This window comes from Nocardia anaemiae NBRC 100462 (assembly GCF_001612725.1).
In the GTDB taxonomy this organism is placed as follows: domain Bacteria; phylum Actinomycetota; class Actinomycetes; order Mycobacteriales; family Mycobacteriaceae; genus Nocardia; species Nocardia anaemiae.
Window position 1 is genome coordinate 1 of record NZ_BDAZ01000041.1, and the last position, 26,927, is coordinate 26,927.

A 26,927-nucleotide genomic window follows, 5' to 3' on the forward strand; every position below is an offset into this window, starting at 1 on the left:
TTCCAGGTCGGCGAGATAGGCCTCCGGTCCGAACAGCTGCTCGCCGGGGAACGGCACCGCACCGTAATCGGCAGCGGTCTCGACACCGTCCGCATCGATGCCGACCAGCCACCGCCACCACGGCCCGCCGTCCGCGCCTGCCGACGCCTGCCGATGCCGACGCACCACATCCAACACCGCATCGGGTACGGGGCACCGGATCGACCGGCTACCGTCATCGACCATCAGGACTGCCGATTCGGCGACCACGGTCATCGCGAAGCGCGCCTCCAGTCGCTGCCATCCGGGCGGGGCTATCTCACGCAGCCCGGCCACGATCCGATCGGCCAACGCCGCGAGGTCCTCATCCCCGGCCTGCGTCACGGCACTCTCCGTGTTCCGGGAACGACACGCGCGCCGAAACCTCGGAGGCGCCAACGCGCAACGTGGATCGCGAACAGTTCACGAGCAGTCCCCCCAATCACCAGGATCGGTACGTCGTCATGATGTGGAAATTCCCAGGCTGAAGATTTCGCACTTCCCGTCCCGGCGCAACACCGGCATTTACCAGCCATGGCAAGCCCACCGCTCAGTGAACTCCGTCATAACGTGCACTCGATAGCACCCGGCAACGGCTCCGAGACCCGGGATCATCCGAAGGTCTTCCGGCAGAGCCGTTCCCGCATACGCAGGCGGCACCTCGGGCCATGATCACTCAGGCATGGGCTGACCAGATCCTGGCATCGGGTACCGCCGAGTGGAGTGCCGGTGCGAAATCGGGGTGCGCACTACTGCACGGTGAACTTCTCAGCCGGTCCGGAGACCACAATGCCGTCACGGTCGACGAGCGCCACCCCACCTGCGCCTCCGAACCCGAAGTCAGCGGTGGCTGGCTGGGGTCCACAGTCAGGGGAGCATTGGCGTTCTGCGAGGGCTTCGTTCCTCCTGTGTGACGGATATAGATCACGGAACACAACGGGAAGAGTTCGAATCCATTCTGCGTCAGTGGGAGCGCATGTCGCGCAGGATATCCCGTGCTCGGTCGAATACCGCCAGTGGCGGACTCGTCATGAGGTTCGCCAGGCCGGTTTCGCCCGCATGCGGGTGCGGCCGGGTGGGGGCGAGCCGCTCGGCGGCGCGCACCATTCCGGCCCAGCGTTCGAGTTGGTTCACCGAGAATTGCTTCAGCAGGAAGGGGAATTCCTCGGTCTCCTCGTGCGCGGCATGTTCGGCGACCTTATCGGCGAATGCGGCCAGCTTGGCATCGAAATCGGGGTGGTCGACACCCATGTCGTACAGTTCGGCCAGTGCGCGCTTCACCGCGTTTTCCTCGGCCAATCTCGGCCCGATAATGTCGTCGGCGCCGAAGGCCGCCCGCCGCGCCACCGCGTGCACGACCTCCTCTTCGGCGGTTTCGTGCACCGCGAGCAGGCGCACCAGCTCGGTGAACAGTTCGCGCTTATCGTCCTGGCCCGACCTCAGCTTGTCGAGCAAGCGCCGGATCTGCTCGTGCTGGGCGGTCAGCAGATCGATCACGTTCTGATCCAGCTTTCCCATCGTGCACCTCATTTCTGCGGCGGGGTATTACACATCTTCCTCCGAAGGCCGACCAGCGCGCCACGGGCAAACTCGCCAGCGAGCCGTTTGCCACCTGCGCCCCTGGGTAGGTCGGCAATATGGACCATGGCGCAGCCCCTTTACTCGATGCCCTTGCCGAATACCGTGAGCTGGGACGATACGGTTTCACCCCGCCCGGCCACCGACAGGGCCGCGGCGCGGACGAGCGCGTGCGGCGCATCCTTGGTGCCGATACCTTCGGTTCGGATGTCCTTGGCAACAGCGGGCTCGACGACCGCAAGGCAAGTGGTGGCTATCTGGCGCGGGCCGAGGAGTTGATGGCCGATGCGGTCGGCGCCGACTACGCGTTCTTCTCGACCTGCGGTAGTTCACTGTCGGTCAAGGCGGCGATGCTCGCGGTCGCGGGTGGCTCGCCGGGTCTGCTGGTGGCGCGCGACAGCCACAAGTCGATCGTCGCCGGTTTGATCTTCTCCGGTGTCCAGCCGCGCTGGATCACCCCGCGCTGGGATGCCGAGCGGCACCTGTCCCATCCGCCGTCGCCGGAGCAGATTCGCGAAACCTGGGAGCGCTATCCGGATGCGGCGGGGGCCTTGATCGTCAGCCCGAGTCCGTACGGGACCTGCGCCGATATCCGGGGTATCGCCGACGTGTGCCATGAACGCGGCAAAGCGCTCATCGTCGACGAGGCGTGGGGCGCGCATCTGCCGTTCCACGAGGAATTGCCCACGTGGGCGATGGATGCCGGTGCCGATGTCTGTGTGGTCAGCGTGCACAAGATGGGCAGTGGATTCGAGCAGGGTTCGGTCTTCCATGTGCAGGGCGATCTCGTCGAACGCGAGCGCCTCTCGGCGTGCGCGGATCTGTTGATGACCACCAGTCCGAATGTCATGGTGTACGCGGCGTTGGACGGGTGGCGGCGCCAGATGGTCGAGCACGGTCACGAATTGCTCAGCGCCGCATTGAAATTGGCCGGACAACTGCGTGCCGATATCGAGGACATTCCGGGGTTGCATGTACTGGAAGACGAGCTGCTCGGCGCCGAGGCCTCGCACGACCTGGACCGGATGCAGGTCCTCATCGATGTCGGCGAGCTCGGGCTGTCCGGCTATCAGTGCGCCGACTGGCTGCGGGAGCACGCGCGCATCGACGTCGGTCTCAGCGATCACCGCCGCATTATGGCGACACTGTCGATGGCCGATGACGAATCCACCACCAGGCGACTGCTCGACGCACTGCTGTCGCTGAGCGCGGCGGCATCGGAAATCCCGGCGCCGAAACAGATTCGACTTCCCGATCCGCAAGAACTCGAACTCGAAACCACCATGCTCCCCCGCGACGCGTTCTTCGGACCGGTCGACACGGTCGAGATGACCTCCGCGGCCGGACGCATAGCCGCCGAGCAGCTCACGCCGTATCCACCGGGCATTCCGGTCGCAGTGCCCGGGGAGCGGTTGAACGAGGCGGTGATCGACTACCTGGTCACCGGGGTGGACGCCGGAATGGTGGTGCCCGATGCCGCCGACAGTTCGATGCGAACGGTGCGCGTGGTCGCCGACTGACGCACGGCATCAACTCGGCTCGCTCCGATGCAACAATGTGAGCGTCGCGGGACGGCTGGTGAACGTGAAGTCGTCGCCGCGGAAATCGACCTCGCCATCGGTGGCGAGCGCGATCGGGCCGTCCTCGACGTGCACGGTCAGCCGGTCGGCGCGTCGGTTGACGTAGGTCGCGGAGCGATCGAGGGTGCCGGTGAGGGTGGCCCAGATCAGGCGGGTTCGCGAAAACCGCAGGTCCGCGCGCAGATATCGAATATCGAGGGCGCCGTGGTGCAGCGCGGGACGCGACATCGGGATCTGATGGGCGGGGCGGTAGTGGCCGTTGCCGACGAACAGCATCCAGATCGCGGTACGGGTGCCGTCGATGGTCGTCGGTAGCGGCTGGGCCCGAAACAGTACGCGCATCATGGCGATTCCCGCGGCGGGCCATTTGCCCAGACGCGGCTCCCAGCGTTCACGAAGACGGACGAAGTCGGGATAGCCGCCGAGGCTGGCGGTATTGACGAAGGTTCGTCGGTCGAGTCCATCGGATCGCACCTCGGCGGTATCGGTTCGGACCGCGTCGCCCGATTCCAATGCGGCCAGGGTGTGCTCGAGGCATTCCACACCAGTATCGCGGGCGAAATGGTTCAGGGTTCCACCGGCGAATACCGCCAGTGGCAGCCGATATTCGACAGCTGCCGCGGCGACAGCCGAAACCGTTCCGTCGCCGCCGAATACGCCGAGTGCGACGATATCGTCGCGGGCGACTCGTTCCTCGAGCTGGGCGATGAGATCATCGGTCATCGTCAAAAACTCTGCGGCGGGCACTTTTTCGTGTAGTAACCGCAGCTGCTCGGAGCCGGTGCCACCGCCCGCGCCGGGATTGATCACCAGCAAAAGCCCGAATCCATTGTGTATCGGAGTGATTCGTTGATGCGGGCCCAGTTCGGCGGGCTCATCGTCGCGCTGCGCCCACCAACGCCGGGTACCGAGGGCGATCGCAGCGCCCATCGCACCGCCCACGATCACATCGGAGGGCCAATGGACCCCGATGTGCACGCGCGAGTAGCCGACGGCCACCGCGATCGGGGCGACAATGACCGCGGCGGCCGGAGATTCCAGGGCAACGCCGGTTGCGAAGGCCGCCGCGGACGCGGAGTGGCCGGATGGGAATGAGGAGGACACCGGCGGTTTCACCAGTCTTCGCACGAAGGGCACCGATTCGTCGGGCGGTCGGCGGCGCGGAAACAATGGCTTGGCAATGCCGTTCGCCACCGAACTGGCCAGCGCCACCGAGACCAGCCCGCGCACGGCCGCCCGCCGCGGTGCTCGACCGTCCATCGACATCAGCGCGGCCACCACCATCCACAACCGACTGTGGTCGGCGCTCATGCTCAGTGTCCGCAGGAACCGATCGGCGGCGGTCGGTCGCACCCGCGCACTGCGCGCCACCAGCCAGCTGTCCTCGTGCCTCGCGAGCCTGGATGACTGCCTACGCATGCCCACAGGCTATCCGGTCTGCTACGACACATGCTGCGCCGCTATCCCCGAAATGACGGTTGACCTGCGATAACCCCGCTCGACCTTGACACATGACCGGCCACAAAGGAATCATCTGATTCTATTGGAATCGACCGATTCCCATAAGCTTGGGCGCGCGGACTCGTCCGGAGGAGTGCACGATGGATCAGCCGACGACGCGCCCCGACCATGTGCCGATCGTTGTCATCGGAGCCGGGTTCGCCGGTATCGGGTTGGCGGTGAAGCTGCGCGAGGCCGGGTTCCGCGACTTCGTCATCCTGGAACGCGGCCGCGACCTCGGCGGTACCTGGAGCGCGAACACTTACCCGGGCTGTGCGTGTGATGTGCCTTCGATACTGTATTCGTATTCTTTCGCCCCGAATCCGAATTGGTCGCACCGCTACGGCACCCAGCCGGAGATCCTCGAGTACTTGCGCGGTGTCGCGAATAAATACGATGTGCCACAACATATTCGGTACGACACCGAGGTACTCGACGCCGGATGGGACGAGGCGGCCGGACGATGGCGCATTCGCACCGGGCAGGGCACGCTGACCGCCGATGTCCTGGTCTCGGCGATCGGGCCGTTCAGCGAAGCACAGATCCCCCGCCTGCCCGGCATCGCGAATTTCACCGGCACGCAATTCCATTCCCTGCACTGGGATCACGACCACGATCTGACCGGTGAGCGGGTCGCGGTGATCGGCACCGGCGCGTCCGCGGTGCAGTTCATTCCCGAGATCCAGCCCATGGTGGAACGGCTCACGGTGTTCCAGCGTTCGGCACCGTGGATCGTGCCGCGCGTGGATTGGGCGACCAGCACCGTCGAGCGCACCCTCCTGCGCCGGATGCCCCTGCTGGGAAAGACGATCCGCGCCGCGTACTTCACCGGCATCGAAGGATTCGGGCTGGTCGGGTTCGTGGACAAGCGATTCCGTCATCCGTTCGAGGCACTTGGCCGATTACAGCTGCGTCGCCAGGTGGCCGATCCGGCCCTGCGCCGAAAACTGACGCCCGACTACATGATCGGCTGCAAACGCGCGATCTTCTCCGACGCCTACTACCCCGCGCTGTCCAAGCCCAATGTCGAGGTGGAGACCGCCGGGATCGCCGAGATCCGGCAGCGCTCGATCGTCACGGTGGACGGCACCGAACACGAGGTGGACACGATCATCTGGGGCACCGGATTCGGTGTGCCACCACGGATATTCGAGGCCGTCCACGACACCGCCGGACGCACACTCGCACAGCTGTATCGGGAACGCCCACGCAGCTATCTCGGCACCACCGTGACCGGATTTCCGAACTTCTTCACCACCCTCGGCCCGTTCGGCGCGGCCGGGAACCAGTCGGCGATCTTCATGATCGAGGCCCAGATCCGCTATATCGTTGACGCGGTAAAGAACATGCGCGACAACGGACTTCGCCGCATCGAGGTGCGACCGCAGGTGCAGCGCGACTTCGTCGAGGAGATGGAGCAGCGCAGCCGCGATACGGTATGGGTCACCGGCGGCTGCCGCAGCTATTACCAGACCGCCGACGGCCAACACAATGCCGGGCTGTATCCGAACTGGAGTTTCGAATACGCCAGGCGCACCATGCGATTCGATTCCGATGCCTACCTGATCGAGGCATCGTGAACCTGCTGCGGCTGCTGCCGACCAATGACACCTTCGACGTGGCCGACAAGGTGGTGGTGATCACCGGCGCCGGACGCGGCATCGGCGCCGAACTGGCGCAGATCCTGCACCGCCGCCGCGCGCGGGTCGTCATGCTCGACCTGGACGAGGCAAAGGTGCGCACTGCCGCGTCACGTCTGGGGTCCAGAGCGATCGCGCTGCGCGCCGATGTCGCCGACCGCGACAGTATGGTCGCCGCCATGGCGACGGTCCGCGACCGATTCGGCCGCATCGATCTCGTGATCGCCAATGCCGGAATCACCCCGACTCCCGCCACGCTGCGCACGATGGATCCCGCGGATTTCGACCGGGTCATCGCGGTCAACCTGACCGGCGTCTTCAATACCGTGCGACCGGCGCTCGACGATATCGTCGCCACCCGCGGCCATGTCGTCGTGGTTTCCTCCTGCGCGGCGTTCGCGCCGGGCATGGGCGGGTCCCCCTACATGATCAGCAAGGCCGGTGTGGAACAGCTGGGCCGGGCGCTGCGGGTGGAACTCGCCGCCTCCGGCGCGACCGCCGGGGTCGCCTATTTCGGCATCGTCGACACCGCCATGACCCACCACACCCTCGACGACGACGAATTCGGTCGCGCGGCCGATGCCATGCTGCCCTGGCCGCTCAACCAACGCATCAGCGCGGCCCAGGCCGCGCTGGCCGTCGCCGACGGCATCGCCCACCGGGCTCCGCGCACCATCGCACCCCGCGTCTGGGAGCCCTATTCGCTGCTGCGCGGTGCGATCAATGTGCTGATGGACCAGTACCTCAGCACCGACGAACAATTGGGGGTCCTGCTCCGCAAGCTGGAACAACGCGAGTCCAGCGGCACATGACATGATCAACCCGTGAGTTCGTCAGCCACCACATGGCGCGGCAGCACCATGGCCAGCCGCGCCGCCGAGCGCCGCGAGCAACTCGTGCGTGCCGGATTCGCGCTGCTCGGTGGCGAGGGCGCGCGGGCGACCACCATGCGCGCGGTCTGCCGTGCGGCGGGCCTGAGCCTGCGCTACTTCTACGAGAACTTCGCCGATCGCGATGCCCTGCTCATCGAGATCTACGACCAGACCGCACGCGGGCTCGTCGACTCCGTCATCGTCCGGCTCGCCGATGCGCCTGACGACGAAACCGCCCGCGCCCGGGCGGCTTTCGACGCGGCAGCGCAATATTTCGCGGACGATCCGCGTCGCGGACGGATCATGTTCCGGGAGACCCTCGCCGATGACACCCTGCGGGCCCGCGGCGCCGACGCACTCCCCGCCTTCGTCACGCTCGTCGCCACGCAACTCGCACCGGAGCAGGCCGCGCGTTTCATTCCGACGTCGGGCCGGATTCCGCTACCGGTCAGCGCGATATCCGGCGCGCTCGTGGCGCTGTTCCTCGATTGGCTCGACGGCGATGTCGAGGCCAATCGCGACGAGGTGGTCGATTACGCCACCCGGCTCACCATCACCATTCTCGGGCTCGCCTGACTACAGCAGTCCATGCAATCGCAGATCGCTGACGTACTTGTCGATGAGCGCGGGCGTCAGATGCGGAATACCTTGTTCGGCACCGACTTTCGCGGCTTGTACGGCAGCGGTGAATCCCTGTGTCGGGATGGCGGCGCCACGGACCGGCCGACCGGGTCGGCTATAGGCGTGCAACAGCGGTAGCAGCGAGGCCTGCCGCTGTTTCTCCGGAAGGCTGCGCAGCGCGGTTTCGAATCGGCTCAACCATTCCTGATAGTCATCGATCCGCCGGATGGGGTGGCCGGATTCGATGAGCCAGTCGACGAACTCGTCCAGGGAAACGCCGTCGTCGTGCGGATTGAGCACGTCGAAGGTGTGGAAATCGGTGCGCACCTCGGCGCCTATGGTGGTGATCGCTTCGGCGGTGAAGTCGGCGGGCAGGCCGTCGTAGTGTGCGCGTTGACGTTTGCCGTCTGCATCGGTTTCGTAGAAGGAGTACGGGGCGATGCCGGTGGCCACCAGGCTCAGCAGCAGTCGGGTGAACATGTCCGGAATGTTCAGCTGGCCGCCGAATCGGCTGTGCGCCAGGATCATATCGGATCGGAAGACGGCGACCGGAAGTCCGCACAGATCGTGCGCTTCACGTAGCAGGACCTCCCCCGCCCATTTGCTGTTGCCGTAGCCGTTGGCGTAGCTGTCGTCGATGGCACGCGTGGGGCTGATTTCGCGGATATCGCCATCCTCCACGAAGGAGGACGGATTGATCTGGGCCGCGACGGCGACGGTGGACAGATACGTGACGGGCTTGATGCGCGAGGTGATGGCCAAGCGGATGAGTTCGGCGGTACCGACGACATTGGGACCGAACAGCTGGTCGTAGGGCAGCACATGGTTGACCAGCGCGGCGGGGTGCACGATCAGGTCGACGGTGTCGGCCAGCCGATGCCACACCACATCATTCAGGCCGAGATTCGGCTCACCGATATCACCCGGCAGCACTTCCAGGCGGCGGGCGGCCAGCTCACGATAGTGCCGCAGCAGCTCGGGATCACCGCTGTCGAAGGCCTCGTCGAGCCTTTTCCGCGCTGCCGCGGCATCTTTGCCGCGGATGATGCAAATGAGTCTGCCGTCCGACTTGTCCAGTCGCTCCAGCCATTCCAAGCACAGGAAACGGCCGAGGTAGCCGTTGGCACCGGTCAGCAGAACCGCCTGTGTGTCGGTCGTGTGTGGGAGAGTTGTTGCGATGGAAAGCGTTTGCGAGTCGATGAACTTGTCCAGTGTCAGTTCATCGGCACGCGCGAGATCACCGTGCGTGTGGACCGCGGCGAAGGTGGGTCGGATCGCGCCGGATCCGCGCGCCGATTCGACGTACTCCGCCAACTCACGCAGCCCATTGGCCGGACTGACGATAATGCCCACCGGCACCTCGACGGCGAAAATATCGCGGAGCAGGTTCGAAAACGACAGCGCGGCAAGGGAATCGCCGCCCAGGTCGGTGAAATGCGCATCCGGTCGCAGATCCGTTGCGGCGCAGCCGAGCAAGGCCCTCGCGGCTCGGCTAACGGTTTCCAGAACCGGCAAGTCCGCGGCTTCGCGGCGCAGTGCGAGCAATTCGTTCGCCTGACCCGCGGCCAGCTCGGCGTACAACTGCTGTAGCCGCTCGCCGTAGCGCTCGATCAGCTTGGGACGCAATAACTTACCGATACCGGAGAGCAGACCGTTTTCGGTGGTGAAGCGTTCGGTTTCGATGATGAAGTCGCGCGGGACCTCATACGACTCGAGGTCGGCCTCCTTGGCGATGCGTTGCAGCGAATCACTCAGTGCCGCTTTGGGATCAGCACCGCGCAGCGTTTCCTCGGTCGGGACGATCACCGCGAGCAGGTAGGCGCGCTCACTGCTGCCGTACACGAAGATCTGCTCGAGCAGCGGGCTGCTGGCATATACGGATTCCAGGTGTGCGACCGCGACGAATTCGCCCTGGGACAGCTTCAGCACATTATTGCGACGGTCGAGGTACACGAGCTCGTCGGGTCCGAGTTCGGCCACGATGTCACCGGTCCGGTAGAAGCCGTCCGCGTCGAAGATCTCCGCGGTGACCTCCGGACGCTTGTAGTACCCGGGAATCATGGTGGTGGTCTTCAGCAGTAGCTCACCGCGCGGATGCGGCCGGTCGGTGCCGAAATATCCCAGCTCCGGCACGTCCACCAGCTTGTAGTCGAGTACAGGTGGACGGCGGATCACATTGTCGACCATGATGGCACCACCCGCCTCGGTCGAACCGTAGCCATCGTGCAGATCCATCTCGATGACCGATTCCATGAATGTCTTCATCTCGGCGGCCAGAGGCGCACTGCCGACGATGGGCGATAGGAATCGGCCGCCCAGGAAGTTTTCGCGCAGCTCGGTTTTCACCGCACGGTCGAGTTCAACGCGGTCGATATCCGGTTCGGCGCGACGTTCCATTTCGCTCTGATAGCGCTGGAAGACCATATCGCAGACGCGTGGCACGAAGAACATCTCGGTCGGCCGGACGAGGCCGATATCCTCGAAAAGCGTCGATATGTCGCTCTTGGCCGTGAAATACGCGGTGCCGCCGCGGGCGAGCACGCCGTAGAGCGACATGTGTCCAGCCATGTGACTCATCGGCATGTAGTTGAGGCCGATCCCCCCGACCTCCGGCTGGGCCAACCACATCGCGGCTACCAACCGGCTGGTGTACATCGCGCCCTTGGGGGTGCCGGTGCTGCCGGAGGTGTAGATCAGCAACTCCAAGGCGTCGTTTTCGGGTACGAACAGTGGTGCGGGCGGCAGGGTACGGCCGCGTTCGAGCACCTGTTCCAGCGATTCCAGCACTATCGGGGTATTCGCCAGGCAGTCGCGGGCGGATTCGAATGCCTCCCGATGATCATCGTCGTCGGGGTGGTAATCGAAGACCACGAGGCGTTCCGGTGTTGGCCCGGTGCGGACGCATTCCACTGCAGTAGTGAGGTTTTCGGGGGTCGCGGCGAGAATGCGCGGTTCGGTCTCGGCGATAATCGCCGAGAGCTGCTTCGGTGCCGCACCGGCCTGCAGCGGTACGGCAACCGCACCGAGATACAGACAGGCCAGATCGAGAGTGGTGTAGTCACTACTGGTGAAGCCGAGTGTTGCGATGAAATCGCCTGCGTTGACGGGATTTTCGGGATCGTGGTGCCAGGCCGCGGCGATCGCACCGACCCGCGCCCACAATTCGCCGTAGGTGATGGTCGCGAATTCGGGCCGCAGTCGCAGCGTGCGCCGCCCCGATGCCTCCGTGGTCAGTTCGCGGACCCGATGTCCGAGCGCGGGGCGATCGGCGTAGGCCGCCATGACCGTCGCCGCGATCTGCGCGGGCCGCATTCCCGGTTCGCGGATCGCGGCGAAAGTCTCCGGAATCGGTCGCGCGTCGCGAATGTCCGAATATGTGGCGTACAGATCAGCAATGCGGCTCATGAGCCGTTCCATCCGCATTTCACTCAGCATGGCCAGTCTCCTTCGCACATTGAAGACGCTTATACCCAGTAATACGTTAGCTTGGCTAAATATTCCAGCTTCGAGCCAAATCAGGCGGCTGACCTGACGAATCACTGCGCGGCGCGGCGCCTTGGATCCGGAGACCAAAACGATCCCGCTACCCCATCTTGTCGAGACACTGTTCGACGGGTCCACTCTCCATTGTTACCGCAGGTCACCTGCGGTCATGGTCCTCCCTCGGTAGGAACGAACATATCGCGGCCCGAGACAGCTCGCGATCGAAAGCGATATCGTCGATATACATCTCGCCGCGTCCACCCGCCCGTATCCAGGTGTTGCCAGTACCAGTGTTATCGGACTCCTGTTACTGGTTTCGGATCGGTTGCAAGCTCATCGCATGACTCAGACCTTGCGGCCGAGTACCGCTGCGGCCACGTCGGCCGTCGCGGAACCGGCAGTTCAACCTGCCGCGCTGGGTGCGCGGCGGACCATCGCGGTGCTCGCGGTGTTGCTCACCGGACAGTTCATGGCGGTGCTCGATGCGTCGATCGTGAATGTGGCCATTCCTTCTATTCGTACTTCGTTGCATACCAGTGGATCCGCGTTGCAGTTGATCGTCGCGGGGTATGTGATCGCCTACGCCGTGCTGCTCGTGACCGGCGCTCGGCTGGGTGATCGGTTCACCCAGCGCCGCACCTTCATTACCGGGCTCGCGGTGTTCACCGTTGCCTCGCTGGCTTGCGGGTTGGCCTGGAATGAGTTCTCGCTCATCGTATTCCGGTTCCTGCAGGGTGCGGGGGCGGCGGCGATGATTCCGCAGATCATGACGATGATCCAGCGGAATTTCACCGGCAATGCCCGGGCCAAGGCACTCAGCGCGTACTCGGCGATCATTTCCGGCGGTATGGTCGTGGGCCAGGTGGCGGGCGGACTGATCGTCAATGCCGACCTGTTCGGCAGCAGTTGGCGCGGCGTCTTTCTGGTGAATGTGCCGATCGGTGCGGTGCTGCTGCTCATCGCGCCGCGGGTATTGCCCACGGCCACCGCGCGATTCGATCGCAAGCTTGATCTCGCGGGTCTGACCATGCTCACCGTCTCGGTGCTGCTGCTGGTGCTGCCGCTGGTATTGGGGCATGAGCAGGACTGGCCGCTGTGGACGTGGATCGCGTTGGGCGCCAGCGCCATCGGTGTCGGATTGTTCGTTGCGATCGAGCGGGTCGTCGCGGCACGCGGCGGTGAACCGCTGTTCGCCCAGCGGGTGCTGAAGTCACCTGGCCTGGCGCTCACCGCGGGCACGCTGTTCACGATCATGGCGACCTTCGGTGGCTGGATGTTCGTCATGGCGATCCACCTGCAGAGCACCCTCGGCTACAGCGCACTGCACGCTGGTCTGCTGTTCATTCCGATGGGCGCGACCTTTGCGCTGGCCAGCCTGAACTGGGAGCGCATCCCACATCGCCTACACGCCACCATGATTCCGTTCGGCCTGGTGATCGGCGCGGCCACCATGGTGACACTGGGCACGATGCTGCGCAACGGCGCCGACTTCGGCCCGCTGCCACTGGTCGTCTTCGGGATCCAGGGCATCGGCTTCGGCCTCGCGTTCAGCCCGCTGATGACCCGCACCCTGGCCAGGATTCCGATGGCCCTCGCCGCCGACGCCAGTGGCATTCTGGTGACCAGTGTGCAGCTCGGCATCGTGGTCGGGATCGCGTGCTTCGGCTCGGTATTCCTGGGCCTCGCGGGCAGCACGGTGCTATCGGCCGCACATGCCTTGGGCGGCACGGCTATTGCGGAAGGTGTCACGGTATTGATCGCCGCGGCGCTGTCGGCTCGCGCCGCGCGGTAAACGCGGCAACGATCCCGGGTTCGCGCGGTGGCGAATCCGGGATCACCAGGCGATCGAAAGCTGGACGGATTCGGATCATCGCGACGCAAATCATGGCGCTGCCGGACAAGTTTGACGATCGTCATACCAATGAGCGGAAATGTCTTCGCGGTGGGCATCGAACTGGATGGCGAGGGATATCACCCGGCCGCGTGGCGGCGGGCCGCACATGCACCCGATCAGTTGCTCACCGGCAATACGCTGCGCAAACGAGTGGGCGCGGCCGAGAATGCCGGTTTCATTCTGGCCACCTTCGACGATTCGATCCTGCCGCCGTCCGAAGGGCATCCAGCGGGCCGAATCGACGCGGTGACGCGGGCTTCGTTCGTCGCGGCGACAACCAGCACCATCGGATTGGTTGCCACGGTCGCGACCACCTACGCCGAGCCGTTCCATACCTCGTCGCAATTGGCCACGCTCGATTACGCCTCGCGCGGGCGCGGCGGATGGCTCGCGACGACCGATCCCGCGGCTGCGACCACCTGGGGCCGACCGCCGCGCACCGGCGAAGCGGAACTCGCACGCGAACAACGGGATTCGATCGAGGTCGCACGTCGACTGTGGGATTCATGGCAGGACGATGCCGTGGTCCGCGACTATGCGGCGGGCCGATTCCTGGATCGAGACAAGCTACACTACATCGACTTCAGCGGCGAGACGTTCTCGGTGAAGGGTCCGGCGATCGTGCCTCGCCCGCCACAGGGGCAGGTGGTCGTCTTCGCGCACGACACCGGCGATGCCGACGTCATCCTGGTCACCGGAAGTGATCTCGCTCAGACGCTGGCGGCTGCCGACCGCGCGCGGGCCACCGGCGCACTGGTATTCGCGGAACTCGATGTCGCCCTGGACATTCCGGACGCGACGGCCGCCGAACGTCTCGCCGAACTCGATAGCTACCCGGTCGCGAATCGCACCGAGCGCCTGACGTTCTCGGGCTCCCCCACCGAACTCGTCCGCCTCATCACCGAACTCGCTGACCACGTCGACGGCGTGCGACTGCATCCGGCCGTCATCGACGAAGACCTCCCGGCGCTGGCGCGCTACGTCCTGCCCGCACTCTTCCGCGCCGGTGTGACCCACCGACCGGTGCCGGGTTCGACCCTGCGCGCCAATCTCGGACTGCAGCGGCCGGTCAACCGTTATGCGAAGGATCAGCACTGATGTCCGAGGTCCCTTTCCCTGACGCACAGGTTCATTTCGGCGTTTTCTTCCAGGGCGTCAACCACAGCACCATCTGGTCGGATGCCAGCAGCGGCTCGCAGATCGACTTCGAAACCTTCCGGCATATCGTCGCCACCGCCGAGCGCGGACTCTTCGACGCATTCTTCCTCGGTGAGGGCCTGCGCCTGCGCGAGCAGAACGGACAGCTGCTCGACACCGATATCGCCGGGCGTCCCGACGCCATTGCCCAGCTGGCGGCGCTGGCCGGGATCACCAGCCGAATCGGTCTGGTCGCCACCCAGAACACCACCTACAACGAACCCGCCGATCTCGCGCGACGACTCGCAAGCCTGGATCTGCTGTCCGGTGGCCGTGCGGGCTGGAATGCGGTAACCACCGACAATGCCTGGACCGGGGCGAATTTCCGGCGCGGCGGCTTCCTCGACCACGCACAACGCTACGAGCGCGCGGGCGAATTCATTCGGACCGCCCGCGAGATCTGGGATGCCTGGGCCGACAAGGCTATCGCGACCTCGCGTCACGATATCGACTGGGCCGCACCGGATTCGGTGCGGACAGTGGTCCGCGACAACGAGCACTTCCAGGTCTCGATCACGCCGACCCTGCCGCGCAGCGCCCAGGGCCATCCGGTGATCTTCCAGGCCGGTGATTCACCGGCGGGCCGCGATTTCGCGGCGGCCCATGCCGAGGTCATCTTCTCCAGACACGGCACACACTTCGACGCCGCACTCGCATTCGCTGACGATATTCGGGCACGCCTGGAACGCGTGGGCCGTCCGGCCGATGACATCAAGATCCTGCCCGGCACCCAGATCGTATTGGCCGAGCGGGAATCCGAGGTCGAGGAGAAGGCGCGCTGGGTGCTGGAGGGCCAGTTCACCGGTCAGACCGCGCTTTCCCTGGTCGGGCAGGTCTGGGGCCGTGACCTGTCGGATCTCGACCCGGACGGTCCGCTGCCCGCGGACGATCCGCGGCCCCGAGTGATTTCGGGTGAGCGCGGCGCACAGCGCGACGGTCAGGATCCGGTGGCGATCGCCCGGCAGTGGCGGGCGCTGGCCGAGGCCAAGAATCTGTCGCTGCGCCAGGTCGCGATCGAGACCTCGCAGCGGTCCGGATTCGCCGGGACGCCAAGCCAGGTCGCCGACGAACTCACCCGCTGGGTCCGCAGCGGCGCGACCCACGGCTTCAATATCTCGCCGTATCTGGTGCCCACCGGACTCGACGAGATCGTCGACTGGCTGATTCCGGAATTGCAGGAGCGCGGCTCGTACCGCACCGAGTACACCGGCACCACCCTGCGCCAACACCTCGGCCTGCGACCGCCGCTGACCAGGCGTTGATCACCGGGTCCGATCCGCGAAAGATGGCTGTTTGCCAGGAAACCGAGCCCGAGACCGTGTCTTACTCGTATGTTTGCCATACGCAGTGCAGATCGGAGTGGGACAGTGCAAGCAGGGGTTACCGCGGATTATGTGATCGTCGGGTCCGGATCGGCCGGTGCGGTCCTGGCCAACCGGCTCAGCGTCGATCCGAATGTATCGGTGGTGGTGCTCGAGGCCGGACCGCCGGATAAGAACAAGTTCGTCCATATTCCGGCGGCCTTCGCGAAGCTGTTCCGTTCGGAGGTGGATTGGGATTACCTCACCGAGCCGCAGCCCGAGCTGAAGAATCGGCAGATCTACTGGCCGCGCGGCAAAATGTTCGGCGGCTCGTCGTCGATGAACGCGATGATGTGGGTGCGCGGATTCCGTGCCGACTATGACGAGTGGGCCTTGCTGGCCGGGGACGAGTGGGGGTTCTCGGCGGCGGTCGAGCAATTCCGCAAGATCGAGACCGTCGAGGATGCCCAGTATCCGGATGAGGGCGCGACCGGGCCGCTGCACATTTCGCGGCAGCGCAGTCCACGCGCGCTGACCGCGGCATATCTGACCGCGGTCAAGGAATCCGGGTTCCGGGTGGAGCCGCCGAACCGGCCGCGGCCGGAGGGGTTCAGCGAGACCATGGTCACCCAGCACGGTGGCAGGCGGTGGAGTACGGCCGATGCGTATCTGAAGCCTGCGATGCGCCGTCCGAATCTCACCGTATACGCCGAGGCGCTCGCGTCGCGGATCATCTTCGAGACCTCATCGGACGGCCGACCGCGGGCCACCGGTGTGGAGTATCGCAAGGACGGCGTCACCCAGACGGTGGCCGCCCGACGCGAGGTGATCCTCTGCGGTGGGGCGATCAATAGTCCGCAGCTGCTTATGCTCTCGGGTGTGGGCGATCAAGACGAGCTATCGCGCCATCACATTCCGCTTGTGCATCATGCGCCCGAGGTGGGCGCGAATCTGCAGGACCACTTGGTGGCGGCGCTCGGCTACGGCGTCGAATCCGATTCGCTGTTCGCGGCGGAGCAGCCGCGTCAGCTACTCGATTATCTGATCCGGCACCGCGGCATGCTCACCTCCAATGTCGGTGAGGCCTATGGGTTCATCCGCAGCCGATCCGATCTCGAATTGCCGGACCTGGAGCTGATTTTCGCGCCCGCGCCGTTCTTCTACGAGGGGCTCGAGGATCCAACCGGGCACGGGGTCGTGCTGGCGACGGTGCTGCTGCGGCCGCACAGTCGCGGCCGGATCTCGCTGGGTTCGGCTGATCCCACGGCCAAACCGATCATCGACCCGCGCTATCTGTCCGATAGCGGCGGCGCGGACCGGGCCGCGATCATGTCCGGTCTACGCGTATGCGCCGAACTGGCGGCTGCTCCGGCGCTGAAGGCGGTGCTCGGACCGCTGATCTATCCTCCGCAGGCTCCGGCCCAGCTCGAGGCCGCGATGGAACTGACCTTGAACGGCTACTCGCACACCCTGTATCACCCTGTCGGCACCTGTCGGATGGGCACCGATGCGGGCAGTGTCGTCACACCGCGCCTGGAAGTGCGTGGAGTGCAAGGACTCCGCGTTGCCGACGCGTCGGTGATGCCATTGCTGATCCGCGGGCACACGCACGCGCCGAGTGTGTTCGTCGGTGAACAGGCGGCTCAGTTCATCCTGCGTGGATAGCGTGCCGTAGGCGACGGCTCGATGGGCCGCGCGCGGGCATGTTGCCGGTCGGATCCGCAGAATATGCCGAGCGGACAAGGGAATCTGTCGGCCTGGGCAGCTGTGCCGCGAAAATCGGGCTCGAAATGGCATGCGGTGCAATATCGCATCGCATGCACATCCGCATAAGATGCTGTGCCGCATCGAATGTCGACCGCCTGCTCGACCGATCGAATGCCCGCCTCGTCGCGACGGGCACCCCGCGAGACAACGGCCCCGGCGAGCGACGGCCACCCAGTTGACGACATCCTCGTTGGCAGGGCCCGTGCGCGGGAATGCGACCGCGTCGAACTCGGGCAGCAGCGGCATGTCGTGGACGCCTTGCTCGCCGCCACCAGCAGCGCGACAGCATCCGACGCGACGACTCCAGTGGTCGGCGGTGCGACGGGCTGGATCGGGGGCCGCGCGGGCATGGCCGGGTCAGGCGTAGGCGAACAGCGCGAGCGAGGCCGCGGACAGGATCAGGTAGGGCATCGGGTACGCGATGTCGGTGTACCACTTGGCGCGGATGATGGTGATTTCCGCGCCGAGGAAGTACAGCACCAGGCAGACGGCGGCGGTGAGGCCGAGTGGCGGGATGGCCAGGCCGATCAAGAGGCCGAGGCCACCGAGGGCTTTCAGGATGGCCAGCGGGTTGAGAGTCCATTGCGGGAGGCCGTAGCCGCGCATCCTTTCGCGCACCCGCTCCGCTTCGACGATATCGAAGCCGGTGGCGACGAATGCGGCTACGGCGGCGAGGATGGTGACGACGACATAGGCGATAGACATGGGAACTACCCTCCGGGTATCTCGGTGCTGCGGGTCTGCGATCGTGGATGGTCCGATCGCCTCACTCACGTGACGGATGCCGACCGCGAAAGGTGACCGATGCACGCACAGGAATTGTTGGCGCGACGATTCGAGACGCACCGCGATCACCTGCATGCGGTCGCCTACCGAATGCTCGGGTCGGCCACCGAAGCCGATGACGCCGTGCAGGAGGCCTGGCTGCGGCTGGACCGCTCCGACACCAGCGATGTCGAGAATCTGGCGGGGTGGCTGACCACGGTGGTCTCCCGGATCTGCCTCGATATGCTGCGCTCGCGGGTCGCGCGGCGCGAGGATCCGATCGATCGGATCGCCGAACTCGGCGACACCGCCTACGACCGCGATCCGGAAAGCGAAGCGGTGCTGATCGATTCGGTCGGACGCGCGCTACTGGTAGTGCTGGACAGGCTCGGTCCCGATGAGCGGGTGGCGTTCGTGCTACACGATATGTTCGCCGTGCCCTTCGATCAGATCGCGCCGATCGTCGGGCGCACGAGCGCCGCCACCAAGAAGCTGGCCAGCCGGGCCCGAACGCGGGCGCGCGGCGATGCGACCGCGTCCACCGCCGAACTCGCGCAGCAGCGGCAGGTCGTTGATGCCTTCCTCGCCGCCGCCCGCAGCGGCGATCTCGACGCACTGCTCGCGGTCCTCGCGCCCGATGTTGTGCGTACGGCCGATCCGGCCGCGTTGCCCTCGGGTATGGCGCCAATCGCGCGGGGTGCGCGGTCGGTGGCCAGGGAGACCGTCATCCTGCGCCGCCGCTCGCAGGTCGCCGCGCTCGCGCTGGTCGACGGCGCGGTCGGCGTCATTGTCGCGCCGCGCGGCAAACTGCTCCTCGCACTTGCGGTTACGGTCCAGGGCGACCGAATCGCGGGCTACGAGGTGATCGCCGATCCGGCCCGCCTGCGGCAACTGGACATCGCCGTCCTTCCCGAATTGCCCTGAGTTCGCTGCCCATCGCCGACGCAAGTCGAATGGTCGCTTACGGAATGCCTCCGAACCACCCTATGACTCGCCTCGGCGGCCGATCCGGCCAACGGCATCGGCCGTCGACTGACTCCCACTTCAGTCGCAGACCGCACCGTAGGAGGCCGAGCCGACCAACTTCGAGTATTTGGCGAGCACGCCGCGGGTGTAGCGGGGCGGCAGCGGTTTCCAGCCTTCGCGGCGGCGGTCGAGTTCTTCCGGGTCGATGAGAAGGTCGAGGGTGCCCGCGGCGACATCGAGGCGAATCTGGTCGCCGTCGTGGACGAAGGCGATCGGCCCAGCATCGACCGCCTCGGGAGCGACGTGACCGACGCAGAGACCGGTGGTGCCGCCGGAGAAGCGTCCATCGGTGAGCAGCAGCACGTCCTTGCCGAGGCCCGCACCCTTGATGGCCGCGGTGATCGCGAGCATCTCGCGCATACCGGGACCGCCCTTGGGCCCCTCATAGCGGATGACCACCACATCGCCTGCCGTGATCGTGCCGTCCTCGAGCGCATCCATCGCGGCTCGCTCACGGTCGAAAACCCGTGCGGTACCGGTGAATACGTCGGAATCGAAGCCTGCCGATTTGACCACCGCGCCGCCGGGCGCGAGCGATCCGGCGAGGATGGTGATGCCGCCGGTCGGGTGGATCGGAGATGCCATGGCCCGCACCACCTTTCCGTCGGGATCCGGCGGCGCGATGGTAGCGAGGTTTTCCGCGACCGTTCGGCCGGTGACGGTCAGGCAATCCCCGTGCAGCAGTCCGGCGTCGAGCAGTGCCTTCATCATCACCGGCACGCCGCCGATCCGGTCGACATCGGTCATCACATGGCGCCCGAACGGTTTCACATCGGCGAGGTGCGGCACCCGACGCCCGACGCGCGCGAAATCCTCGAGTGACAGATCGACCTTCGCATCGTGGGCGATCGCGAGCAGATGCAGTACGGCATTGGTGGAGCCGCCGAACGCCATGACCACCGCGATCGCGTTCTCGAAGGCCTCCTTGGTGAGAATGTCGCCCGTCGTGATTCCCCGCCGCAGCAATTCCACCACCGCCTCACCGCTGCGCCGCGCGTAACCGTCACGACGTCGATCGGTCGCGGGCGGCGCCGCACTGCCGGGCAGCGACATACCCAATGCCTCGGCCGCGTTCGCCATGGTGTTGGCGGTGTACATGCCGCCGCAGGCGCCCTCACCCGGACAGATGGCCCGTTCGATGGCGTCCACGTCCTCGCGGCTCATCAGACCGCGCGAGCAGGCCCCGACCGCCTCGAACGCATCGATGATCGTCACTTCGCGCTCGCTGCCATCGCTGAGTTTCGCGATACCGGGCAGGATCGAGCCCGCGTAGAGGAACACACTCGCCAAGTTCAGTCGCGCCGCCGCCATCAACATGCCGGGCAGGGATTTATCGCATCCGGCCAGCAGCACCGAACCGTCGAGCCGCTCGGCCTGCATCACGGTTTCCACGCTGTCGGCGATCACCTCCCGCGATACCAGCGAGAAATGCATGCCCTCATGTCCCATGGAAATGCCGTCGGAGACCGAAATGGTTCCGAATTCCATCGGATACCCCCCGCCCGCGAACACCCCCTCCTTGCACGCCTTGGCGAGCCGGTCCAGCGACAGGTTGCACGGCGTGATCTCGTTCCACGAAGAGGCCACACCGATCTGCGACTTGCCCCAGTCGCCGTCATCCATACCGACCGCCCGCAGCATGCCGCGCGCGGCCGTCTTCTCCAGACCATCGGTGACATCGCGACTACGCGGCTTGATATCGGGACCGTTCGGATCATTCACCATGGCCACATCATTCCCCGCCCACATCCCCACCCGCTGCCGACCACGCCGATCAGCCCGGCGATTCAACCATCGCGGGCTCAGCCGTGCCGATCGATCTCGGCCATATGCTCCTCCGCCCACATGCGCAGTGCCGAGAGCGGCACTTCCAGGGAGAGGCCAAGGTCGGTGAGGCGGTAGTGAACGCGGGGTGGGACTGTTGGCTCGACGCGGCGGGCGACCAGGCCGTCTACTGTGAGGCCCTGCAGGGTGACCGAGAGCATTTTTTGGGATACGCCCGGAATGCGTCGCCGAAGTTCGGCAAAACCCAGCTCGCCAGGGGACACCTCGGCAAGCGTCTTGACGATCATGGACACCCATTTGGTACCGATGCGGTCCAAGAGGCGACGCGTCGGGCAGCCGGGGTCGAACAGATCGCCGCGGGTAGTCACCTGGACCTCACCACCTGTCGTGAAAGTGCCGTCTTGGCAGTGCTACCTACGTTACCTACTGTCAGGTGGTAACCAATGGTGACTATCAAGAAGCAGGCAATGTCTTCCGATATCTCGATACGGCACATCGAAACCAATGGCATCAGCACCGAGGTCGCGATCGCCGGGAACGGCCCGGCCGTGCTATTGCTGCACGGTTTTCCGCACACCTGGCAGCTGTGGCACGCGGTGATCGGACCGCTCGCGCAGCGGTATCGCGTCATCGCGCCGGATCTGCGCGGGCTCGGTGCTGCCACCCGCGCAACCGATGGCTATGACGCAGATACGCTCGCCGCGGATGCCGAAGGCCTGCTCGACGCGTTGGCGGAGCCCAACGCGACGGTGATCGCGATCGATGCCGGTACACCACCCGCATTCCTTTTGGCCATGCGGCGGCCCGAACGTGTGCGTCAGCTCGTCCTCATGGAATCACTGTTAGGCGCTCTACCCGGCGCCGAGGACTTCCTCGCGGGTGGCCCACCCTGGTGGTTCGGCTTCCACGCGGTACCCGGACTTGCCGAAACCGTGCTCGCCGGAAACGAATCCGCCTACATCGATTGGTTTCTCACTACCGGAACCCATGGGCGCGGTATACCCGGAGACATTCGGGACGCCTTCGTCACCGCCTACACCGGACGTGAGGCGCTGCGCTGCGCCTTCGCGTACTACCGGGCGATGCCCAAAAGCGCGAGCCAGATCGAACAGGCCGTCGCAACCGGGCGGCTGACCGTGCCGACCATGGCCGTCGGCGCACATCCGGTCGGCGACGCGTTGGCACGGCAACTACGTCCGATCACCGATGACCTTGTCGCCCACGTGGTTCCGGACTGTGGACACATCATTCCACTGGACGGCACCACTCACCTGCTCCGCCTGCTCACGGATTTTCTTGCGGCCGATGTCGATTCGATCGGCCCAACCCCACAGCAATGCATCGACCAGACGATTGATTCCCAGGGATCAGTGACCGTAGGCGATCAGTGATCGGCGGGTGCCGCCACAGCTTCCGCCTGATCTTGATCCCCTCGCGGGGCGGGGGCATCACCCCCTGACGCTCGCGAAACCCATGGGCGGCGTGGGTGACGGGCCCGTGCGCAGTACCGGGCGGAAGTCGGGAAGTGCGGGCAGTACATCGGCATTGCGGGCGGCGTAGCAGCGCACACGTGGGAGTGCCCGGGTGACCTCGGCTCGTTCCACCGGTTCGGCATCGATGAACCCGATGGTGTCCAGCTCCAAGCCGAGGGTGTGCGCGATCCGCAACACCGACGCCGATTTGCGGCCCCAACCGATCTCGATGGCCGAGAACATGTCGTAGAGCCCGTACCGGTAGAGCTTTTTGAGGGTGAGGTCGCGGTCGCTGCGGCTGGCAACGGCGTGCCAGATGCCGCGGTCGCTGAGCTTCAGCAGCGTGCGCAGGGCGGCGGGGCGTGGTGCGCCGCTGGTCGCGTCGCAGACGACACCATCCCAGATGGTGTTGTCCAATTCCCAGACAAGACATCGCAGAGCCGGTGCCATCGCCTGCTCCTATCGGTTGGTCATCGCTGCCTCTGCTGCCGTGTCGTCGGCGGACGGGCTACTGCAAACCATCCAGCGAACGGCACGTGCCGGACAAGCCCCCACTTTCTCGGGAACCCATGCGGCCGAGGTGATAATACCGATATCGCCGGTGAATGCTCCTGTCAAAAGCCGTAATAGCGGCGGACGAGCCGTTCGTAGACCCGAGCGGGCGTGAATCGTCGGGTCCAGAACGAGAGCCGAACGTCGCTGCCGCACAGGTAGGTTTGCCGCGGTTCGGCTGCTTCCAGGATTGTCCGCACTTTTCTGGCTACCGTCTCCGCGGACTGTCCGTCCTCGAGATATCCGGTGACGCGCGCCAGCACCGAAGTCCGATCGGCGGTGTATGCCTCGATCGGATCGGCAACGCGCGCAGCGGAATCGATGATGGGTGTCACCGTCCACCCCGGCGCGAGCACCGAGACGTGGATACCGAGACCGGCGGTCTCCATCCGCATCGCCTCGCCGAGACGTTCGATGGCGGCCTTGCTGGCCGAGTACCAGCCGCCGTAGGGTTCGGCGATCGCGCCCGCACCGGAGCTCACCAGGATCACCCGTCCGTGGCCCTGCGCACGCATGATCGGCAGCACTTCGCGCAGCACGCGGTGGGTGCCGATCACATTGGTATCGATGAGGGCGGCGGCCTCGTCCGGATCGGTCTCCTCCACCGAACCGACAATGCCGTAGGCGGCGAAGGTGACCACCGCATCGATGCCGCCGTGCCGTGCGTGCGCGGATTTAACCCAACTCCGCACCGCCTCGCTGTCACGGACATCGACCGCACTCACACCAGCCCGCGCGACCTTGTCGCCGCCCTCGACGGTATAGCCGACGCGCGCGAGGTATTCGACGGTCGCCGCGCCCATACCATTGGCAGCGCCGGTCACCAGGACGACGGTCACAGCGCACACACCTGCAACACGCGGGGCAGCACCTCGAGGCGCGCCGATTCCACAATCGTGATCTCGCCATCCAATTCGAGCGGCGCCGGTGCGGCGGGGCGCATTTCCACCGCGGTGTCCCGACCGCAGGTAGCGAGTGCGGAACCCCTGAATCTACCGCGGTAAAGACCCGCGATCAGCCCCAGAATCCGTGCCCGACCGGCGGCTTCCCAGATATTCACATCGAACATGCCGTCCGTGTGGGTGACTGGTGTGTCGTAATACATGCCCCCGGCGAAGTGGATGCTCTTGAGCACACCGACATTCGTGATCGGTGCGGTGTGTACCCAGTCGGATCCGCGCAGTTGGATGGCGAGTGGCTTGTGGGTGGCGATATTGCTCAGCGCGGTTGCGATGATGGCCGCCTCGACATTGCGGGATTTCAGCCAGCCGATCGGCCCGCGCGCGTTGTTGAACGAATGATTGCCTGCCGCAACGAGACCCATGCTCGCATTGAGCAGGAAGTAGCGGACCGTACGGGTGCCGTCCGGGAGCAGCATGGTGGCCTTGCCGACGTCGACCAATTCGGGCGCACCGAGCCGGACCGGGATATCGGCGATGCGGGTTCGCCCAGGTTTGTGGAAATCGTTGGAACTGCCGAGACCGATCGCGCCGAGTGCGACCGATCCTGCCCCGTGCCGTGGTCGATCCGTCGACGGGTCCATGATCGCATTGAGGACAAGGTTGACCATGCCGTCGCCGCCCGCCGCGACGATCACCTCGGGTGGATCCGACTCGAAACTCGCCTGGACCAGCTTCATCGCTTGTTCCGCGTCACTGGGCATTTCGACGGTCAGATCGCTATACCGCTCGCGCAGCACGCTTTCTACCGGACGCCACCGCTGCAACGCCGTCCCGGCATTGGACTGTGGATTCAGGACGACGAGCATGATTCCTCCTCGATTCCGAGCCACTCGCGCAGCCGAGGCCAATCCCCCGTACGTACCAGGCTCGAATATTCCTGTGGGACAGCATGTTCCGGCACATTCACCAGAAAGACGGGAACTCCGATTCGCGCTGCCGGTGCGTCGTTCGCGGCGTCGTTGCCGATCATCACGCACTCCCCCGGTTCCGCACCGAGCCGATCCAGGAGTTCTCGGTAGAACTCGATGCGTGGTTTCGAGCGGCACATATTCTCGCCGCTGGTCCGAAAGGTGAACGCGGACGGGTCGAAGCCGCCCCAGCCGAGCCGGGTGGTGACCGTGCTGTCCGGCCACAGCGGGTTGGTCGCAACGACCTGTACGGTGCCGACTTCTCGGAGCCGGGTCACCGTGTCCAATGCCGACGGCTCCGGTGGAAAACAATGGCGCAGGCGCGGAAAACCCGTCTCCGCCAGACTCTTCAGGCGAGCCGCCACCGCATCGGCTTCGACGCCGAGCCGTTCGGCGAGCAGTCGAACCATCAGGTCGGTGTTGGTGTGCTCGGTGTCATTGGCCCGCACCTGCTTCAGCACGCCGGACAGCACACGCAGGAACCGATGCGGCGGGGTCAACTCGCGAAATGCCTGCGCGGCCGCCAGCGGCATCAGCGCCTTGAATCGGCGGCGATGCAATCGCACCAAGGTGCCGTCCAGGTCCCACAGCACTATGCGGTTCATTCCTGACTGTCCAGTACCGCTTGTAGATCCGCGCGGGTCAGGCCCAACTGTGCCGCGTATTCGTCGATGCCAGGACGTTCGGTCGCGGTCGTCCCGATTCCGGCCCGGCTCGCCAGTTCCGAACCATATGCGGCACCGAGATCGAAGACGGTCTTGGCCAAAGCCGCCGGAAACAGCCAGCGGCCCAGGTCACGCTGGAAGACCCTGGTCAGCCGGTAGGGGGCGGAAATGCGTGCGCCGAGAGCCGATAGCGGCGACGGGTTGCGCAGCGAACTCATCTTGCGCGCCTCAACACCGGGCACCAGCAGCAGGTCCGACCACAGGCGACCGAAGCGGTCGCGCTTCTCGTTCGCGAGGGCGGTCATATTGAATTCGGTGTAGGCCTTTTCGATGCGTGCGGTGTGGGTGGAGCGGCTGCGCAGCAGGGCATGGATATCGGCGGTCTTGCGCGCGGTGTCGTAGCGGGTGAAGCGGTTGATCCTCGGTTCGATCCAGCTGATCAATGCCGCGAACTCCGGTATCGGAACGAGCCGATCGGCCAGCGAAAGGGCGTGGTACATCAGGCTTTCGCTGCCCGCCTTGGCGATTTCACCGGCCAGCAGGTCGTAGTCGAGGTCGTCGGCGTGGCGGGCCAGGTTCCAGATGTCGGCGAGCTCGCGCACACCGGTCTTGTAGTAGGGCAGGTGGATTCCGAGGTGGTGCAGGTTGTCCGCATGCGACATGGCCCACGCGGGCACACCGTAGAAGTCGATGCGCCGCACGCGCTTCCAGATCGCGGTGTAGTCGACGGTGTACGGGGCCAGCGGGGTGATCAGGCCCCAGTGCGTTCCGACGACAAGCGCTCCGTCGCGAGAGACGAACGACGGCAGATGGTGTGAGCGTTCGGCGCGGACCTTCGGGGCCTTGCCCAGCAGTTCGGAGGTGGCGAAAAGGCCGAGCTCCCGGTAGATCTCGATGACGGTGTCGACCTGGTCGAGTTCGACGAGGATGTCCAGGTCGTTCATGCGCTTGTAGCGCGGGTCGTGGTAGATCTCCGCCGAGAACAACATGCCCTTGAGCACGACACAGCGCACGCCGCGTTCGTCGAGGCGACGCAACAGTTCCCGAGCACCGGTCAGGCGTCGATCGTTCACGGCGGCGATGTGATCGGTGACGCTGGCGAATTGCGCGCGCACCAGTTCGGGAACGAGGTCGTAGAGCTGCTCGGATTCCAAGCGGCGTTGCACCAGCGGAACGGTCGCATTGAGCTCGGCGAGTTCGAAAACCTCGGCCCAATCGGTGACCTCGTCGGCGAGCTTCGCCAATGCGGCCCGCTCGTCCGAGCTCGGCTCGGCCAGTGCCGCGTGCACCAGCAGCCGTTCCGAAGCCGTGCCGCCCGCGGCGATTGCGGTTCCGGTCATA

General features: G+C 65.4%; 22 protein-coding genes and 1 pseudogene. 11 read left to right on the plus strand and 12 right to left on the minus strand.

Annotated features, from left to right (window positions below):
- Nucleotides 1-363, minus strand: a pseudogene (locus NA5_RS23100) (hypothetical protein); the annotation flags it as partial.
- 323 nt (nucleotides 364-686) lie between these two features.
- Here NA5_RS23100 and NA5_RS40560 point away from each other — a divergent pair.
- Nucleotides 687-932: a hypothetical protein gene (locus tag NA5_RS40560; RefSeq protein WP_157110583.1), complete on the plus strand. Its 246-nt coding sequence runs from the start codon at nucleotides 687-689 to the stop codon at nucleotides 930-932.
- A gap of 49 nt (nucleotides 933-981) precedes the next feature.
- On the opposite strand, the gene NA5_RS23105 is transcribed toward NA5_RS40560, so the two are convergent.
- A complete protein-coding gene (locus tag NA5_RS23105; RefSeq protein ID WP_062989695.1) occupies nucleotides 982-1,536 on the minus strand; it encodes a hemerythrin domain-containing protein in 555 nt (184 codons plus the stop codon).
- A 119-nt stretch (nucleotides 1,537-1,655) separates the two neighbouring features.
- Between NA5_RS23105 and NA5_RS23110 the strand changes: the two genes are divergently transcribed.
- On the plus strand, nucleotides 1,656-3,116 hold the full coding sequence (locus NA5_RS23110) for an aminotransferase class I/II-fold pyridoxal phosphate-dependent enzyme (RefSeq protein WP_062989410.1): 1,461 nt from the start codon (nucleotides 1,656-1,658) through the stop codon (nucleotides 3,114-3,116).
- A 9-nt stretch (nucleotides 3,117-3,125) separates the two neighbouring features.
- Here NA5_RS23110 and NA5_RS23115 read toward each other — a convergent pair whose 3' ends face one another.
- Nucleotides 3,126-4,595, minus strand: coding sequence for a bifunctional phosphatase PAP2/diacylglycerol kinase family protein (locus NA5_RS23115; RefSeq protein WP_062989411.1), 1,470 nt, complete (start codon nucleotides 4,593-4,595; stop codon nucleotides 3,126-3,128).
- Between the two features lie 182 nt (nucleotides 4,596-4,777).
- Between NA5_RS23115 and NA5_RS23120 the strand changes: the two genes are divergently transcribed.
- The 3 genes from NA5_RS23120 to NA5_RS23130 are packed head-to-tail and all read left to right on the plus strand — an operon-like array spanning nucleotide 4,778 to nucleotide 7,764.
- A complete protein-coding gene (locus tag NA5_RS23120) occupies nucleotides 4,778-6,256 on the plus strand; it encodes a flavin-containing monooxygenase (RefSeq protein WP_062989413.1) in 1,479 nt (492 codons plus the stop codon).
- A complete protein-coding gene (locus tag NA5_RS23125) occupies nucleotides 6,253-7,128 on the plus strand; it encodes an SDR family oxidoreductase (RefSeq protein ID WP_245672352.1) in 876 nt (291 codons plus the stop codon). The genes NA5_RS23120 and NA5_RS23125 overlap by 4 nt, the downstream gene beginning before the upstream one ends.
- Before the next feature lie 12 nt (nucleotides 7,129-7,140).
- Nucleotides 7,141-7,764 carry a TetR/AcrR family transcriptional regulator gene (locus NA5_RS23130; protein WP_157110585.1) on the plus strand — a complete coding sequence of 208 codons (624 nt, stop codon included), beginning with the start codon at nucleotides 7,141-7,143 and terminating at the stop codon, nucleotides 7,762-7,764.
- On the opposite strand, the gene car is transcribed toward NA5_RS23130, so the two are convergent.
- Complete coding sequence (gene car / locus NA5_RS23135) at nucleotides 7,765-11,244, minus strand: carboxylic acid reductase (protein WP_062989422.1); 3,480 nt, start codon at nucleotides 11,242-11,244, stop codon at nucleotides 7,765-7,767.
- Between the two features lie 388 nt (nucleotides 11,245-11,632).
- Between car and NA5_RS23140 the strand changes: the two genes are divergently transcribed.
- The 4 genes from NA5_RS23140 to NA5_RS23155 all read left to right on the plus strand — a co-directional run bounded on the left by NA5_RS23140 (nucleotide 11,633) and on the right by NA5_RS23155 (nucleotide 17,349).
- Nucleotides 11,633-13,084: an MFS transporter gene (locus NA5_RS23140; protein WP_245672353.1), complete on the plus strand. Its 1,452-nt coding sequence runs from the start codon at nucleotides 11,633-11,635 to the stop codon at nucleotides 13,082-13,084.
- 129 nt (nucleotides 13,085-13,213) lie between these two features.
- Entirely contained in the window at nucleotides 13,214-14,284 is a 1,071-nt protein-coding gene (locus NA5_RS23145) for an LLM class flavin-dependent oxidoreductase (RefSeq protein ID WP_062989424.1), read from the plus strand.
- Nucleotides 14,284-15,645, plus strand: a complete 1,362-nt coding sequence (locus NA5_RS23150; RefSeq protein WP_062989426.1) for an NtaA/DmoA family FMN-dependent monooxygenase — start codon at nucleotides 14,284-14,286, stop codon at nucleotides 15,643-15,645. Before NA5_RS23145 ends, NA5_RS23150 begins: the two co-directional genes overlap by 1 nt.
- Before the next feature lie 105 nt (nucleotides 15,646-15,750).
- A complete protein-coding gene (locus NA5_RS23155; RefSeq protein ID WP_245672354.1) occupies nucleotides 15,751-17,349 on the plus strand; it encodes a GMC family oxidoreductase in 1,599 nt (532 codons plus the stop codon).
- A gap of 459 nt (nucleotides 17,350-17,808) precedes the next feature.
- Here NA5_RS23155 and NA5_RS23160 read toward each other — a convergent pair whose 3' ends face one another.
- Nucleotides 17,809-18,156, minus strand: coding sequence for a DoxX family protein (locus NA5_RS23160; RefSeq protein ID WP_062989502.1), 348 nt, complete (start codon nucleotides 18,154-18,156; stop codon nucleotides 17,809-17,811).
- 99 nt (nucleotides 18,157-18,255) lie between these two features.
- On the opposite strand from NA5_RS23160, the gene NA5_RS23165 reads away from it, so the two are divergent.
- Nucleotides 18,256-19,140 (plus strand): sigma-70 family RNA polymerase sigma factor, encoded by an 885-nt coding sequence (locus NA5_RS23165; RefSeq protein WP_062989504.1) that lies wholly within the window; start codon nucleotides 18,256-18,258, stop codon nucleotides 19,138-19,140.
- A gap of 120 nt (nucleotides 19,141-19,260) precedes the next feature.
- Here the strand turns inward: NA5_RS23165 and ilvD are convergent, their stop codons facing one another.
- Together ilvD and NA5_RS23175 are read right to left on the minus strand one after the other, a co-directional pair.
- On the minus strand, nucleotides 19,261-20,967 hold the full coding sequence (gene ilvD / locus NA5_RS23170; RefSeq protein ID WP_062989701.1) for a dihydroxy-acid dehydratase: 1,707 nt from the start codon (nucleotides 20,965-20,967) through the stop codon (nucleotides 19,261-19,263).
- Nucleotides 20,968-21,044: 77 nt separating this feature from the next.
- Nucleotides 21,045-21,395, minus strand: a complete 351-nt coding sequence (locus tag NA5_RS23175; RefSeq protein ID WP_062989506.1) for a winged helix-turn-helix transcriptional regulator — start codon at nucleotides 21,393-21,395, stop codon at nucleotides 21,045-21,047.
- A gap of 75 nt (nucleotides 21,396-21,470) precedes the next feature.
- Here NA5_RS23175 and NA5_RS23180 point away from each other — a divergent pair, with 75 nt between their 5' ends.
- On the plus strand, nucleotides 21,471-22,418 hold the full coding sequence (locus NA5_RS23180; protein WP_084484361.1) for an alpha/beta fold hydrolase: 948 nt from the start codon (nucleotides 21,471-21,473) through the stop codon (nucleotides 22,416-22,418).
- A 57-nt stretch (nucleotides 22,419-22,475) separates the two neighbouring features.
- Here the strand turns inward: NA5_RS23180 and NA5_RS23185 are convergent, their stop codons facing one another.
- From NA5_RS23185 to NA5_RS23205, 5 genes are all read right to left on the minus strand, one after another.
- A complete protein-coding gene (locus NA5_RS23185) occupies nucleotides 22,476-22,949 on the minus strand; it encodes an HAD-IIIC family phosphatase (RefSeq protein WP_062989510.1) in 474 nt (157 codons plus the stop codon).
- 164 nt (nucleotides 22,950-23,113) lie between these two features.
- Nucleotides 23,114-23,890 carry an SDR family NAD(P)-dependent oxidoreductase gene (locus NA5_RS23190; protein WP_062989512.1) on the minus strand — a complete coding sequence of 259 codons (777 nt, stop codon included), beginning with the start codon at nucleotides 23,888-23,890 and terminating at the stop codon, nucleotides 23,114-23,116.
- Nucleotides 23,887-24,819 (minus strand): diacylglycerol/lipid kinase family protein, encoded by a 933-nt coding sequence (locus tag NA5_RS23195; RefSeq protein ID WP_062989514.1) that lies wholly within the window; start codon nucleotides 24,817-24,819, stop codon nucleotides 23,887-23,889. The genes NA5_RS23190 and NA5_RS23195 overlap by 4 nt, the downstream gene beginning before the upstream one ends.
- Nucleotides 24,804-25,526: an HAD family hydrolase gene (locus NA5_RS23200; protein ID WP_062989516.1), complete on the minus strand. Its 723-nt coding sequence runs from the start codon at nucleotides 25,524-25,526 to the stop codon at nucleotides 24,804-24,806. The genes NA5_RS23195 and NA5_RS23200 overlap by 16 nt, the downstream gene beginning before the upstream one ends.
- Nucleotides 25,523-26,926, minus strand: coding sequence for a nucleotidyltransferase domain-containing protein (locus NA5_RS23205; protein WP_062989520.1), 1,404 nt, complete (start codon nucleotides 26,924-26,926; stop codon nucleotides 25,523-25,525). Before NA5_RS23205 ends, NA5_RS23200 begins: the two co-directional genes overlap by 4 nt.
- Nucleotide 26,927: the final 1 nt, after the last annotated feature.